Raw genomic sequence first — 14392 nt, 5'->3', positions numbered from 1 at the left:
GGTGATGCGCACCCTGACGCATTAGGGTGAATCCCACCATAGAGGGTAATTAAAACCATGCTGCGTGAAAGCCTGGCGGCCGACCTGATTGTCGAGTTGCCCAATGCCGTGCGGTTGCAACGATTGGTCCAGACCCTGCGCGAATACTTCAACAGTGGCGCGGTGGGATTGTTGCGTCTGGATGACGACAGCCTCAGGCCTGTGGCGACGGTGGGGCTGGTGCATGAAGCGTTGGGGCGCCGGTTCGTCATTGCCCAGCATCCCCGGTTGGCGGCGATCATGGCGTCGCGCGAACCCGTCTGGTTCGAGCCCGACAGTCGCCTGCCGGATCCTTACGACGGATTGCTCGACAACCACATCGGCGAACCGCTGCCGGTGCATGACTGCATGGGCGTGAGCCTGTATGTCGAGGGGCGGATCTGGGGCGCGATCACCCTCGATGCCCTGCACGCCGGAACCTTCGACAGCCGTGCGCGGGAGGAGCTCAAGCGCTGCACCTTGCAGATCGAAGCGGCCGTGCGGGTCACTCGCCTGGAACAGGAAAACCGCAGCTTGCGCCTGTCCCGCAGCGATCCTCAGGATCTACGAATGCCGGTCGAGGAGGGCGAGATCCTCGGGCAGAGTGAGGTGTTGCATCAGCTACTCAATGAGCTGGACGTGTTGGCCGACTCCGATCTGCCGGTGTTGCTGCTGGGCGAGACCGGTGTCGGCAAAGAGCTGTTCGCCCGGCGCTTGCATCGTCTGTCGCGGCGCAGCCACAAACCGCTGATTCAGGTCAACTGCGCGGCCTTGCCCGAGTCGTTGGCAGAAAGTGAATTGTTCGGTCACGTCAAAGGCGCCTTCTCCGGTGCCACGGGTGACCGTGCCGGGCGCTTCGATGCGGCCAACGGTGGCACGCTGTTTCTCGATGAAGTCGGTGAGTTGCCATTGAGTGTGCAAGCGAAATTGCTGCGCACCCTGCAGAACGGCGAGATCCAGCGCCTGGGCGCGGACAAGCCGTTGCATGTCGATGTGCGCATCATCGCCGCCACCAATCGGCACTTGCCGGACAGCATTCGCGATGGCCTGTTTCGGGCCGATCTGTATCACCGGCTCTCCGTGTACCCGGTGCCGATCCCGTCGTTACGCGAACGCGGCAATGACGTGTTGATGCTGGCCGGGCATTTCCTTGAGCTCAATCGGGCGCGGCTCGGCCTGCGTGGCTTGCGTCTGTCGCCGGCGGCCGAACGCGCGTTGCTGGCGTATAGCTGGCCGGGCAACGTGCGTGAGCTCGAGCATGTGATCAGTCGTGCTGCCTTGAAGCAGCTCAGTCGCGGCACCAGTCGTGCGTTGATCATGACGCTGGAGCCCGAGATTCTTGATCTCGACAGTGCTCCGAACGCACCGCAGGTTGTTTCTGAGCCTTCCGACGCAGCTCCGGCTGATCTGCCATTCCAGCCGCTGGGTGAAGCCGTCGACGATTATCAACGCAGGAAAATTCTCCAGGCCCTGAGCCTGTCCGGGGAAAACTGGGCCAGCGCGGCGCGGATTCTGGAAGTCGATCCGAGCAATTTGCACAAACTGGCGCGGCGTCTGCGGCTCAAGTAATCGACACTGTTGATGGCGGTCAAGGTCGGTTGGCGCAGTGCCTCGCACACTGAGCAAAACCTTCCGGAGATCACTGTCATGCCGCTTTCCCTGGCCCAAATGCGCCGCAACTACACCCTGTATGGTTTGCAGGACGAGCATGCGCTGGATGACCCTTTGGTGATGTTTCGCCAATGGCTGCAACTGGCCCGCGACACCGAGAGCGCGCCTGTCGAAGCCAATAGCATGATGCTGGCGACGGTCGACAGCGAAGGGCGGCCGCACTGTCGTGTCCTGTTGCTCAAGGGCTTGAGCGAGGAAGGTTTTACGTTCTTCGGTCATTACCAGAGTGACAAGGGCCAGCAACTGGCCGCGAATCCCTATGCCGCCATGACGTTCTTCTGGCCGGGGCTGGAGCGGCAGGTGCGAATTGAAGGTCGCGTCTCGAGGCTGGATCCGACGCTGTCGGATGAGTACTTTGATTCCCGGTCCATGGCCAGTCGTCTCGGTGCCTGGGCTTCACCGCAAAGCCGTCCGCTGGCGAGTAGGGCAGCGCTTGAATCGCTGCTGGCTGACACGATCAAACGCTTCGTCGGTCAGACCGTGTCGCGACCTGAGCAGTGGGGCGGCTACTGCCTGCATCCTGAGCGCCTGGAGTTCTGGCAGGGGCGTGCCGACCGATTGCATGACCGTATCGACTATCGCTTGCATGAAGGTGTCTGGAAACGGAGCCGTCTGGCGCCTTGAGCCTGATGGAAAATGGTGGGGGGGCTTTGTTCGGGTGCATATCCGTTGCTGCGGTGATGGCGGCTTATGGTTTCGCCCTTACGGCGAGTCACTTTCGAAAAGCGCTTTGGTTACTTTCGCGCTTTTCGAAAGTGACTCGCCGTAAGGGCGAAACCAATAGCCGCCATCACCGCAGCAACGGATATGCCCCCCAACAAAGCCATCCCCCCATCAGCCAGAAACCCATGCGCCCGAGAGGTACCTCCTTGGAGGAATAGGCTCATCAAGGATTCCGGTTCAGGCTTGGGCCCATACCCTCATCTACGGGAAAACCTGGACATGGCCCATCTGGCGCAACGCATATTTGAACCCCTGAACATTGCCGTGCTGACCATCAGCGATACACGCACCTTCGACACCGACACCTCGGGACAGACCCTGACCGATTTGCTGCAAACCGCCGGGCATGTGTTGATCGATCGTGATCTGGTCAAGGACGATATCTATCAGATCCGCGCCACCGTTTCCCGGTGGATCGCCGACCCCGAAGTACAAGTTGTGCTGATGACCGGCGGCACCGGTTTCACCGCTCGCGACAACACGCCGCAAGCTGTCCTGCCGCTGCTGGACAAACACGTGGAAGGCTTCGGCGAATTGTTCCGCCAGGTGTCCCTGGAGGAAATCGGCATGTCCAGCCTGCAATCCCGGGCACTGGCCGGCATGAGTAACGGCGTGCTGGTGTGCTGCGTACCCGGTTCGCCGGGTGCCTGTCGGACGGCCTGGAACAAGATCCTGCTCGAACAACTGGACAGTCGCACCGGCCCCTGCAATTTCGCCCCGCATTTGAAACCTCAGGCCCAGCGCGTCATTGAAGCCTGCGAGACACGCTCATGACCGGCCGGGTGTGCGACCTCGGCAACCTGATGCCGGTGGACGAGGCCATCAGCCGCCTGCTCGGTCAGGCACCGCCGCCGCCCCTGGTGCAAATGATCCGCCTGGATCAAGCGATGGGGCGCGTGCTGGCAGCGGATATCCATTCCCCGGTGAACCTGCCTGCGTGGGACAACAGTGCCATGGACGGTTACGCCCTCAGGGCCGTCGACCTGCCCGAGGAGGGTGGCTGGCTGTTGATCGGCGGGCGAATCGCGGCGGGGGATCAGGCGTGCGCACCGTTGCTCGCGCAACAAGCGGTGCAGATTTTTACCGGTGCCCCCTTGCCACCGGGCGCCGACACCGTCGTGCCGCAAGAGCGTTGCCGTATCGATGGCGAGCGTGTCTGGTTGCCGCCCGCAAGCGTTGGCGATCACGTCCGCAAAGAGGGTGAAGAAGTTCGTCGCGGGCACCTGCTGCTCAAGGCGGGAAAGCGCCTGCGCGCACAGGAAATCGGATTGCTGGCCGGCGCCGGAATTGCGCGGATCGAAGTCTATCGACCGTTGCAGGTGTGTTTGCTCAGCAGCGGCAATGAACTGCGCGAGCCGGGCGATCCCTTGGCGCCGGGGCAGATCTACAACAGCAATCGCTACTGCCTGGCGGAGCTGTTGCGTGGATGGGGCGTCGAGGTGCATGACTACGGCGTGATGGCCGATGAGCTGGCGGCCAGTCGGCACGCTTTGAGCCTGGCGTCGTCGGAATGCGACCTGTTGCTGAGCAGTGGCGGCGTTTCGGTCGGCGAGGAGGATCATCTCAAGCACGCCATCGAGGAACTGGGCAGCGTCGATTTCTGGCGCATCGCCATGCAGCCGGGCAAACCGCTGGCCTTTGGCGAAGTGGCGGGCAAACCGTGGATCGGCGTGCCCGGCAATCCTTCGGCGGCACTGATTACCGCATTGGTGGTGGTGCGACCGTTCTTGCTCCGGGCCCAGGGTATGACGGACGTGATGCCACGGCCACTGGCCGTGCCCGCCGGGTTCGACTGGTTGCAACGCAACAAGCGCCGGCAATACCTGCGAGCCAGGTTGACGCCCGGCGCTGGCGGCCAATTGAGCGTGGAACTGCACCCTCAGCAAAGTTCGGCGATGTTGACGGCCGCGTGCTGGGCTGACGGGCTGGCAGTGATCGACTGCGAGCAACAAGTGCTCAAGCACGACAACGTGATGTTCCTGTCCTTTGCCGACCTGATGCAGTGAGGGCAATTGATTGCCGTCAAGGCAGTGCCTGCCGGTCTGACTAGACTGGCAGCGCCGCTTTTTTCATGAGGATTACCCATGCAACTGGTCTGCCCGGCAGGGAACCTGCCTGCGCTCAAAGTGGCGGTGCGCCAAGGCGCCGATGCCGTGTATGTCGGCTTTCGCGATGACACCAACGCCCGGCATTTCGCGGGGCTGAACATGGACGACAAACAGTTCGACGCCGCCGTCGCCCACATCCGTCAGCATCAACGCAAACTCTATGTCGCCGTCAACACCTACCCGCAACCCAAGGGCTGGGAGCGCTGGCAGCGGGCGGTGGACCGTGCTGCCGATTTCGGTGTGGATGCGCTGATCGCCGCCGACCCCGGGGTGCTCAACTATGCCAGCCAGCGCCATCCGCAACTGGCGTTGCACCTCTCGGTCCAGGGCTCGGCGACCCACGCCGCCGCGCTGGCGTTTTACGCGCAGCGCTACGATATTCGGCGCGCCGTGCTGCCACGGGTGTTGTCGTTGGCGCAGGTGCGCCAGGTGGCCGCCAGCAGTCCAGTGCCCATTGAAGTCTTCGGTTTCGGCAGCCTGTGCATCATGGCCGAAGGGCGTTGCCACCTGTCGTCCTACATCACCGGCGAGTCACCAAACCTGTGCGGCGTCTGTTCGCCCGCTAAGGCGGTGCGCTGGAGCGAGGACGCCGAAGGGTTGAGCGCGCGGCTCAGTGAAGTCCTGATCGACCGCTACACCCCCGACGAACCGGCCGGGTACCCGACCTTGTGCAAAGGCCGTTTTCTGGTCGACGGCAAACGCTTTCATGCTCTGGAAGAACCCACCAGCCTCGACACCCTGGACCTGCTGCCGGAGCTGACGGCCATCGGCGTCGAAGCCGTGAAAATCGAAGGCCGCCAACGCAGCCCGGCCTATGTCGAGCAAGTCACCCGTGTCTGGCGCGCCGCGCTGGATGCCCATCGCGGCGCGCCGGGCGCTTTTCGGGTCAAGGAAGAATGGCGTCAGGTACTGGCCGGTTTGTCCGAGGGCAGCCAGACGACCCTGGGTGCTTATCATCGATCATGGCAATGAGGGGACGCGACATGAAGCTCAGCCTGGGACCGGTCCTGTTTTATTGGGACAAGGAGCAACTCAGCAACTTTTACGCCGAGATGTCGGCCATGCCCCTGGACGTGATTTACCTGGGGGAAACCGTGTGCTCGAAACGCCGGGCCTTTTCACTGGATCAGTGGCTGGGACTGGGGCGCGAGTTACAGGAGTGCAGCCAGGCGCAGTTGGTGATCTCCAGCCTGACGCTGATCGAAGCGGCGTCGGAACTTTCCAGCCTGCGCCGCCTGTGTGACAACGGCCAGCTGTTGGTGGAGGCCAATGACATGGGCGCGGTGCAGTTCCTCGCCGAGCGCCAGTTACCGTTCGTGGGTGGCCCGGCCCTCAACCTGTACAACGGCCACTCGCTGGCGCAGCTGCTCGACTGCGGAATGACCCGCTGGGTGCCGCCCGTGGAGTGTTCGGCGGCGCTGATCCGCGACGTGATCGGGCAGGTCCGTGAATTGGGCCGAGCGGTGCCGGAAGTTGAAATTTTCGCTTATGGGCATTTGCCCCTGGCTTATTCCGCACGCTGTTTCACTGCCCGCGCGGAAAACCGGCCCAAGGACGACTGCCAGTTTTGCTGCATCAATTACCCCGACGGCATGGCGCTGACCAGCCAGGAAGGGCAGCCGCTGTTTACCCTCAACGGTATTCAAACGATGTCGGCCGAGGTCACCAATTTGCTCGCCGATTATTCCGGGCTGGTGGACTGCGGCGCCGATCTGTTGCGCCTGAGCCCGCGTGCGCAGGGCATGGCCGAGGTGATTGCCAGTTATCAGCGGGTTCGTTCGGGCGAGACGCCGCCGCTGTTTGTCGAAGGGTGCAATGGCTACTGGCATGGCCAGGCCGGCATGTTGCGCGTCGAGGAGGTCGGCCTGTGCTGAACCGAAAAAAGTGGCTGCTCAAAGGTGCCGACCGGTTGTTGCCGCTGGTGCGTCGGGTGCCGTTTGCCGTGCAGCGCCTGGCGTTGCAGCAGGCGCTCAATCGCTGCCTCGCCGAGCCGTTGCGCGATGGCGAGTTTGAGGTGTTGCGCGGGCGTTGGTTGTGTTTGCGGATTCCGGACCTGGGGTTGTCCTGGTACTTGACGCTCAGTCGTCAGGGGTTGCGGATTGCCGAGCATGCTACGGCGGCGGTGACCATCAGCGGGAACTGGCGTGAGTTTTTACTGTTGGCTAGTCGTCAGGAGGATCCGGACACGCTGTTTTTTCGTCGGCGTCTGGTGATCGAGGGTGATACTGAGTTGGGGCTGGCGTTGAAGAACCTGATCGACAGTCTTGATCCTGATGTGTTACCGGTCTGGTTGTGGCGGAATCTGGAGCGGGCGGGGAAGGGGCTGGCAGCGGGGTGACCGGCATTGCTCAACTGTAGGAGCCGGCTTGCTGGCGATGGCTGTGTCGAGTTTTTTGATGGTGTACATATCCATTCCTTCGGTAACGGCGGCTTATGGTTTCGCTCTTACAGCGAGTCCCTTTTTCAAACGCCAAAAAGGAACCAAAAGGCTTTGCCCCTGACGTACGGTGCCTCGCCTAGGCTCGGCATTCCCTCGCTCCGGTCCTGCTCCGTGGGCCCGCCGCGATCGGCCATCCCTGGCCGTGCGCGGCTAACCCGGCATCCATGCCGGGTTGCCCACTGCACAGAACCTCCACTCGGCCTCCCGACGGGGCAGATCAAAATCAAAAGCGAGGCGGCCTGCCAGCCGACCTGGCTCTATGATCGTACGCATTCCCCTGTAGGAGCCGGCTTGCTGCGGGCGGCGTTCCGACGATAGCGGTGGGTCAGCCAACCTGTTTATTGACTGAACGGACGCCATCGCCAGCAAGCCGGCTCCTACAGTTGATCGGTGTCATGCCCGCGTATCGGATTCGCATGACGATGCTGCAGGGGCTTTGTGGTTGATCTGAGATGTCAGGTGTACGCATTCCCCTGTAGGAGCTGGCTTGCTGGCGATAGCGGTGGGTCAGCCGACCTGTTTATTGACTGAACGGACGCCATCGCCAGCAAGCCAGCTCCTACAGTTGATCGGTGTCATGCCTGCGTATCGGATTCGCATGACGATGCTGCAGGGGCTTTGTGGTTGATCTGAGATGTCAGGCGTACACATTCCCTGTAGGAGTCGGCTTGCCGGCGATGGACGCCAACGATAACGCGGGCTGTCTGAATAAACGCGTTGTCCGGACGTTTTTCGCCGGCAAGCCGGCTCCTACAGGGGGATGTTCGCTGCCCTCAAACCCGGCTTTCATGTTGCCGGGCATCACTGGCAATCAACTGCCTGATCCCCTCAAACAACTCATCGCTCTGCGCCTCGGTGCAATCCTCGCCATAACGCTTACGCAACCCGTAATGACTAAGAATCAAATGCACATCCGCATGCAATCCATGCTGCTTCAGACAGTTCTCGACACATTGCAGCGGGCAACCATCCAGCGCAAAGATCCGCCGCCCCGACCGCGCCTTGTTGACCAACGCGGCCACATGCCCGCCGACACCGGCGATGCAGGACATTTCAGCAACGCCACTGCGATCCAGGCGCACAGCCAATGTGTTGGCCAGTTGCGCAACATTGGAACAGCCGGAACAGGCATAGACCAGAGGCAAAGTCGAAGGGGGCATTGACGCTCTCCGTTGATGGGGTGTTCAAGTGTGCAAGGCACAGGGCATTGCGCATTGATGGCAGTCAATTCCGGTTATTGGAACGCCGCCAGGTCCTCTTCCGCGAGGATGCTGATGTGGCGTCGCTCCATGGCGATCAGGCCGCTGTCCACCAAGCGATGCAAAATCCGCGAAAAGGTTTCCGGCTGAATCCCCAGCTTCGACGCCACCAGGCGTTTGGACATCTGCAAGACAATCTGGCCGGTGACCGGGTTGCGTTCCTGAAACAGGAAATTGATCACCCGACGGCTCGCGCTCGCCATGGTCAAGGTGTCGATGTCCCGCAGCCGCAGGTGCAGGTGCACGCTCATGCTCGCCAGAATCGCCAGGCAGACTTTCGGCTGGTCCTCCAGCGCATTGCGATAGTGGGTGCCCTCGATGCTGACCAGCACGCTGTCCTTCAACGCGGTGGCGCTCACCGGGTAGAGCCGGGCCTGGCTGAACAGCAGCGCTTCGGCAAAGGTTTGTCCGGGCTGAATGATCTCCACCAGGTTTTCCTGGCCTTCGCCAGTGAGCCGGTACAACTTGACCTGGCCGCTGACCAGCAGAAAAAAGCGTTTGGCCGGATCGCCCTGATGCATGAGCGTGCTGTGACAGGGCAGGCGCTTGAGCATGGCCAGGGCACAGACTTCCTCGAAGACTTTCTCCGGCAATTGGCTGAACAGATGATGACGGCGCAACGTTAAAACGATGGAAGGGTGGGTCAGCATGGCGTACCTCCGCTGACGGTCATAGTAGAGAGCGCAGGCCGGTTGACCTATGCCTCTGCAGGCCTACCTCCAAGGAGGCATGGCCGTCAGCCCGCACTGCGCAGATGCTCCATGGCCCACACCGCCGCCTCGACCCGCGAGCGCAAACCGAGTTTGTGCAGCAGGTTCTTGACGTGAACCTTGACCGTCCCTTCGGTGATGCCCAGCTTGTGCCCGATGACCTTGTTGCTGAAGCCGCTGGCGATGGTTTTCAACACCTGGCGTTCGCGCTCGGTCAGTTCGACCACCGCCTGGCGTGGCGGCGAGCGCAAGGCCTGGGCCATGACCTGGGTCAGGCCGGGGCTGATGACCAATGCACCGTCCAACGCTTCGCGGATGTACTGGATCAACAGTTCGGGCTCCATGTCCTTGAGCAGATAACCGTCGGCATCCAGGCGCAACGCGTCGCGAATATCGTCTTCGGCGTCCGACACGGTGAACAGCAACACCTTGCCGGTGTAGTGCATCGCGCGCAGTCGACGCAGGGTTTCAATGCCGTTCATTTGCGGCATGTTGTTGTCGAGCAATACCAGGTCCGGTTGCAGCGGTTCGATCAGGCTGAGTGCTTCTTCGCCATGGTTGGCTTCGCCGACGATCAGGAAGTCATCTTCGAGTTCGAGCATTTGGCGGATGCCGCGACGCATCATGGGATGGTCGTCTACCAGCAGGATTCTGTGTTGTGGGGACGGGCTCATGTGACGCTACCTTCTGTGTGCCGCCCGAGAAATTCCGGGTGGAATTCCAGCTGGACGAGGGTGCCTTGAGGCTCCCTGGAAAATATGTGCAAGTGGCCGCGCAAGCTCCGCGCCCGCTCATCCATGATGTTCAGGCCGTGATGTTCGCGCTGGTCGACGTCGCCGCTGAAGCCGCGTCCGTCATCCTCGACCGAAAGCCTGACGGTTTCGCCGTCCTGACGCAGTTCCAGCCAGGCGTTTTGCGCGTGGGCGTGGCGCAGGCAATTGGAGAGCGCCTCGCGGGTGATCTGCAAGATGTGGATCTGCTCGCTGGCCGAGAGCTGAAAGGCCAGCGCATCGACGTGCAGGTGCACCTGGAATTCGCCGCGACGGGAGAATTCTGCTGCGGTGTCCTTGAGCTCCTGCACCAGCCCGGCATCGTGAATCTGCAAGCGAAAGGTGGTCAGCAGTTCGCGCAATTGGCGGTAGGCATTGTTCAACCCTTCGCGTAATTCGGCGGTGACGTTTTCCAGGGTCTGCACCGGTTCGCCCCGGCGCATCAGGGTCTGCATGCGGCTGACATGCAGCTTCATGTAGGACAGGGCCTGGGCCAGTGAGTCGTGCAGTTCGCGGGCGATGATCGTGCGCTCTTCCAGCAACAGAAGCCGATGATCCTGTTCCCGTTGACGCTTGAGTGAGAGCGAAGTGCCGATCAGGTTGGCCAGGGCCTGGATCAGTTGGGTTTCCCAGGCTTGCGTGGGGTGGCCGTCGACAAAGTAAGCCTTGAGTTCACCCAGTTCACTGCCCTGGTTGCTGATGCTGAAGGATTGCGGCCTCGCGTCGTGGTGTTTCTGGCAGGTGGCACAATCGCTGCTGGCGCAGACGTCGCGGATGTTGGCGCCATGCAGGGCGATCAGTTGCTGGGCAGGCGCCTGCGCCTGACCTTGCAAGCACAGCGACAGGCGCAAGCCCGGCAGGCGTTGCTGGAAGCGCCGGATCAACTCGTCCAGCCCTTCGGCATTGGCCAGGCGCGTGGCCAGGCTGCGACTGCTCTGATAGAGCAACTCCAGCGCGGCGTTGGCTTGTTGCAGGTTCAGGGTTTTTTGCTGGACCTGACTTTCCAGCGTGCGGTGCGACTCTTCAATCGTTTCGGCCATGGCGTTGAAGCTCGTGGCCAACTGGCCCAGTTCGTCCTGGGACTGATGGTTGACCCGCACCTTGAAATCACCGCGTCGAAAGCGCTGGGTTGCGTCCACCAACTCCTTGAGGGGCGTGACGACGCCGTACTGCAACTCGTACAAACCGATCAGCAGGACAATCATGGTGGTGAACAGCGCCATGCCCTGGATCACTTGTTGCCAGCCCTGCTTTTGCTCGCTCTGGCGCTGGAGCAGGCTGACGAACTGGTTCAGTTGCTCAACGAACGGCCGGGCCTGGGCTTGAAACGCCACGGCATCGCCGCGTTCCAGCGCCGGGCGCAACGCTTCGTTCCATTGTTGCTGGAGTTGCCCATAGCTGGTTTGCAACGCGGTGCTCGGGCCATCTTCCAGCACGGCCTTGAGTGACTGACTGTTGAGGCGACGTTGCAGGCTGTCGGTGATGCCGATGATTTCTTCATTGGTGGCACCGGCGGCGAGTTTCCAGCTCAGGTGGTAGGTTTCCATGCGCACCGAGCCCGCCGTGTTGATGGCGGCGGCATCACCCTGGCTGAACCAGGCGATCAACCCGGCGCTCAACGAGCTGGCGAGGGCGAGCACGGCGATCAGGATCACCGCGAGCCCGGCGCGGGCGGGCAGGGAGCTGCGCAACCAGCGAATCATCGGCGCAGGTCCCGGGGAAAAAGCAGAAAGCAGAGCATGCACAGCTCCAGGGTAAGGTTTGCCACCGATCCCGGGCGCGCTACCTCTAAAGAGTTGTCGACGGCTCCCTGTCGACAGAACACTGGGTGGAAAAAGTTAAAACGCTGATAAACAAGGGGTTTTAAGCATTCTCCGGTCTACCTCCTTGGAGGTAGGCAGTGCAAGCATAGGCTTGGGCCCGCTTGGGCTTCGTTGACGTGGATCAAGTTTTTACGGGGTTGCTCTCTCTAGTCTGCCGCCATGGCTAACTGACTGGAGAGCATTGTGACCCAACCCCGTGTACGACAAGGCTTGGTGCTGGGCATGAGCACGCTGGCCTTCACTGTGTGTTTCATGGTCTGGATGATGTTTGCCGTGCTCGGGGTGCCGATCAAGGAACTGCTCCAGCTCAACGAAACCCAGTTCGGCCTGCTGGCCGCGACCCCGGTATTGACCGGTTCGCTGGCGCGTTTGCCGCTGGGCCTGCTGACTGACCGCTTCGGCGGGCGCAGCGTGTTCTTTGTGCTGATGCTGTCCTGCGTCGCGCCGCTGTACCTGATCAGCCACGCCACCGCCTATTGGCAGTTCCTGGTCCTGGGCTTGTTCGTCGGTTTGGCCGGCGGCTCGTTCTCGGTCGGGATTGCCTACGTCGCCAAGTGGTTCGACAAAGAGAACCAGGGCTTCGCCATGGGCATCTTCGGCGCCGGTAACGCCGGGGCTGCGGTCACCAAATTTCTCGCCCCGGCCCTGATCGCGGCTGGCAGTTGGCAGCTGGTGCCGAAAGTCTTCAGCGCCATCCTCTTCATCACTGCGCTGTCGTTCTGGTTCCTCAGTGCCGAAAACAAGGACCACCGCAGTGCCTCGGGCGCCACGTTGCGTGAGCAACTGCGTTCGCTGAAAGATCCCGCGGTGTGGCGCTACTGCCAGTACTACTCGATCGTCTTCGGCGGCTATGTGGCCCTCGCGCTGTGGATGACCAAGTACTACGTGCAGGAATACGGTTTCAGTCTGCAAAGCGCGGCGCTGCTGGCGGCGTGTTTTTCCTTGCCCGGTGGCGTGCTGCGTGCCGTCGGCGGCTGGATGTCGGATCGCTGGGGCGCGCAAAGCGTGACCTGGTGGGTGTTGTGGGTCAGCTGGATCTGCCTGTTCCTGCTCTCGTACCCACAGACCCAACTGCAAGTGCAGACCATCAACGGCACCGTGGATTTCCACATCGGCCTCAATCCCGCGCTGTTCACCGTGCTGCTGTTCGTCATGGGCATTGCCTTCGCGTTCGGCAAGGCCTCGGTCTTCAAATACATCGCCAATGACTACCCGAAAAACATGGGCGCGGTGTCCGGCATCGTCGGTCTGGCCGGTGGCCTGGGCGGTTTCGTGCTGCCGATCATGTTTGGCGCCCTGGTGGACCTCACCGGCGTGCGCTCGTCCTGCTTCATGTTGATGTACGGCGTGGTCTGGGTCTCCCTCACCTGGATGTACTTCAGCGAAATGCGCAAAAGCCCGGTGCTTGGTAAAGCGCCGACGCTGACCCCGTCCCCGATTTCCAGCATTGCCCAAGGAGAACAACATGTCCGTTCTGCAAAAGCCTGAAAAAGGGCCGGTCATTCATGACTGGCGCCCCGAGGACCCTGCGTTCTGGGGAAGCAGCGGCAAACAGACCGCCACGCGCAACCTGTGGATCTCCATTCCCGCGCTGCTGTTGGCTTTCGCCGTGTGGATGGTCTGGAGCACGGTGATCGTGCGCCTGAACGCCATCGGCTTCACCTTCACCACCGACCAGTTGTTCTGGCTGGCGGCGTTGCCGGGGCTGTCCGGCGCGACCTTGCGCGTCTTCTATTCCTTTATGGTGCCGATCTTCGGTGGCCGGCGCTGGACCGCCCTGAGCACCGCGTCGTTGCTGGTGCCATCGATCTGGATGGGCTTCGCGGTGCAGGACCCGGGCACCCCGTACAGCGTGTTCGTATGGATTGCCTTGCTCTGCGGTTTTGGCGGCGGCAACTTCGCCTCGAGCATGTCCAACATCAGCTTCTTCTACCCAAAGTCTCAGCAAGGCACGGCCCTGGGCCTCAACGCCGGGTTGGGTAACCTGGGCGTCTCGGTGATGCAGTTCTGCGTGCCGCTGGTGATCACCTTCGGCGTGTTCGGCGTCATGGGCGGCAATCCGCAAACCCTGCCGGACGGTGGCCAATTGTGGCTGCAGAATGCCGGGTTCATCTGGGTACCGTTCATTGTTCTGGTGACGGTACTGGCCTGGTTCGGCATGAACGATTTGTCCAGTGCCCGGGCCTCGTTCAGCGAGCAAGCGGTGATCTTCAAACGCAAGCACAACTGGCTGATGTGCTGGTTGTACCTGGCGACTTTCGGTTCGTTCATCGGTTTTTCCGCTGCGTTTCCATTGCTGATCAAAACCTCGTTCCCTGATGTGATCGCGCTGAAATTCGCCTTCCTCGGCCCGTTGGTGGGTGCGCTCGTGCGTCCATTGGGCGGCTGGCTGGCGGACAAGCTCGGCGGCGCGAAAGTGACCTTGTGGAACTTCGTCGCGATGATCGTGATGGTCTTCGGCGTCATGCACTTCCTGCCGCAGCACGGTACGGGCGGCAACTTCTACGGTTTCCTCGGCATGTTCATGCTGCTGTTCATCACCACCGGCGTGGGCAACGGCTCCACCTTCCGCATGATCCCGGTGATCTTCCGCACCCAGCATGAAAAAGCCGCTGCCGGAAAATCCCCAGCCGTACGCGAACAGGCACTCAAGAATGCCGGCAAAGAGTCCGCCGCCGTCCTGGGCTTCAGTTCGGCCATGGGCGCCTTCGGTGCGTTCTTCATTCCCAAATCCTTCGGCACTTCGATGGCCCAGACCGGCGGACCGGAGATGGCCTTCTACATGTTCGTCGGTTTTTACCTGAGCTGCATCGTCGTGACCTGGTGGTGGTACGCGCGCAAAGGCGCCGCGACACCCTGCTGAGACGACC

Annotated in this window: 13 protein-coding genes; 9 read left to right on the top strand and 4 right to left on the bottom strand. The window is 61.6% G+C overall.

Going from position 1 to position 14392, the window contains the following annotated elements; genetic code table 11:
- Positions 1 to 57: 57 nt before the first annotated feature.
- The 7 genes from norR (at position 58) to ubiT (ending at position 6858) form a co-directional block, all read left to right on the top strand.
- Positions 58 to 1587, top strand: coding sequence for a nitric oxide reductase transcriptional regulator NorR (gene norR / locus ACYZUC_RS09115; protein WP_461995216.1), 1530 nt, complete (start codon positions 58 to 60; stop codon positions 1585 to 1587).
- 78 nt (positions 1588 to 1665) lie between these two features.
- The gene (pdxH, locus tag ACYZUC_RS09110) at positions 1666 to 2313 is read left to right on the top strand and encodes a pyridoxamine 5'-phosphate oxidase (RefSeq protein ID WP_461995214.1); all 648 of its coding nucleotides are present in this window, start codon (positions 1666 to 1668) and stop codon (positions 2311 to 2313) included.
- 318 nt (positions 2314 to 2631) lie between these two features.
- Positions 2632 to 3186 carry a molybdenum cofactor biosynthesis protein B gene (gene moaB, locus ACYZUC_RS09105; protein ID WP_461995212.1) on the top strand — a complete coding sequence of 185 codons (555 nt, stop codon included), beginning with the start codon at positions 2632 to 2634 and terminating at the stop codon, positions 3184 to 3186.
- Positions 3183 to 4418 carry a molybdopterin molybdotransferase MoeA gene (locus ACYZUC_RS09100; RefSeq protein ID WP_461995210.1) on the top strand — a complete coding sequence of 412 codons (1236 nt, stop codon included), beginning with the start codon at positions 3183 to 3185 and terminating at the stop codon, positions 4416 to 4418. The genes moaB and ACYZUC_RS09100 overlap by 4 nt, the downstream gene beginning before the upstream one ends.
- Positions 4419 to 4496: 78 nt before the next feature.
- A complete protein-coding gene (gene ubiU / locus ACYZUC_RS09095; protein ID WP_461995208.1) occupies positions 4497 to 5492 on the top strand; it encodes a ubiquinone anaerobic biosynthesis protein UbiU in 996 nt (331 codons plus the stop codon).
- A gap of 11 nt (positions 5493 to 5503) precedes the next feature.
- Entirely contained in the window at positions 5504 to 6394 is an 891-nt protein-coding gene (locus ACYZUC_RS09090) for a U32 family peptidase (RefSeq protein ID WP_461995206.1), read from the top strand.
- Positions 6388 to 6858: a ubiquinone anaerobic biosynthesis accessory factor UbiT gene (gene ubiT / locus ACYZUC_RS09085; protein WP_008044144.1), complete on the top strand. Its 471-nt coding sequence runs from the start codon at positions 6388 to 6390 to the stop codon at positions 6856 to 6858. Before ACYZUC_RS09090 ends, ubiT begins: the two co-directional genes overlap by 7 nt.
- Before the next feature lie 875 nt (positions 6859 to 7733).
- Here the strand turns inward: ubiT and ACYZUC_RS09080 are convergent.
- The 4 genes from ACYZUC_RS09080 to ACYZUC_RS09065 all read right to left on the bottom strand — a co-directional run bounded on the left by ACYZUC_RS09080 (position 7734) and on the right by ACYZUC_RS09065 (position 11402).
- Positions 7734 to 8120: a putative zinc-binding protein gene (locus ACYZUC_RS09080; protein ID WP_461995204.1), complete on the bottom strand. Its 387-nt coding sequence runs from the start codon at positions 8118 to 8120 to the stop codon at positions 7734 to 7736.
- Positions 8121 to 8194: 74 nt separating this feature from the next.
- Positions 8195 to 8869, bottom strand: a complete 675-nt coding sequence (locus tag ACYZUC_RS09075) for a Crp/Fnr family transcriptional regulator (RefSeq protein WP_008030978.1) — start codon at positions 8867 to 8869, stop codon at positions 8195 to 8197.
- An 86-nt stretch (positions 8870 to 8955) separates the two neighbouring features.
- Positions 8956 to 9603 (bottom strand): two-component system response regulator NarL, encoded by a 648-nt coding sequence (gene narL, locus ACYZUC_RS09070; protein ID WP_461995202.1) that lies wholly within the window; start codon positions 9601 to 9603, stop codon positions 8956 to 8958.
- The gene (locus tag ACYZUC_RS09065) at positions 9600 to 11402 is read right to left on the bottom strand and encodes a HAMP domain-containing protein (protein WP_461995200.1); all 1803 of its coding nucleotides are present in this window, start codon (positions 11400 to 11402) and stop codon (positions 9600 to 9602) included. The genes narL and ACYZUC_RS09065 overlap by 4 nt, the downstream gene beginning before the upstream one ends.
- Positions 11403 to 11705: 303 nt before the next feature.
- On the opposite strand from ACYZUC_RS09065, the gene ACYZUC_RS09060 reads away from it, so the two are divergent.
- The gene (locus tag ACYZUC_RS09060) at positions 11706 to 13010 is read left to right on the top strand and encodes an MFS transporter (protein WP_461995198.1); all 1305 of its coding nucleotides are present in this window, start codon (positions 11706 to 11708) and stop codon (positions 13008 to 13010) included.
- Positions 12988 to 14385 carry a NarK family nitrate/nitrite MFS transporter gene (locus ACYZUC_RS09055; RefSeq protein ID WP_461995196.1) on the top strand — a complete coding sequence of 466 codons (1398 nt, stop codon included), beginning with the start codon at positions 12988 to 12990 and terminating at the stop codon, positions 14383 to 14385. The genes ACYZUC_RS09060 and ACYZUC_RS09055 overlap by 23 nt, the downstream gene beginning before the upstream one ends.
- Positions 14386 to 14392: the final 7 nt, after the last annotated feature.

It is taken from the genome of Pseudomonas sp. GT1P32, assembly GCF_054897805.1.
The sequence above is the reverse complement of the archived record's forward strand: the minus strand, read 5'-3'. Positions and strand labels throughout refer to the sequence as shown.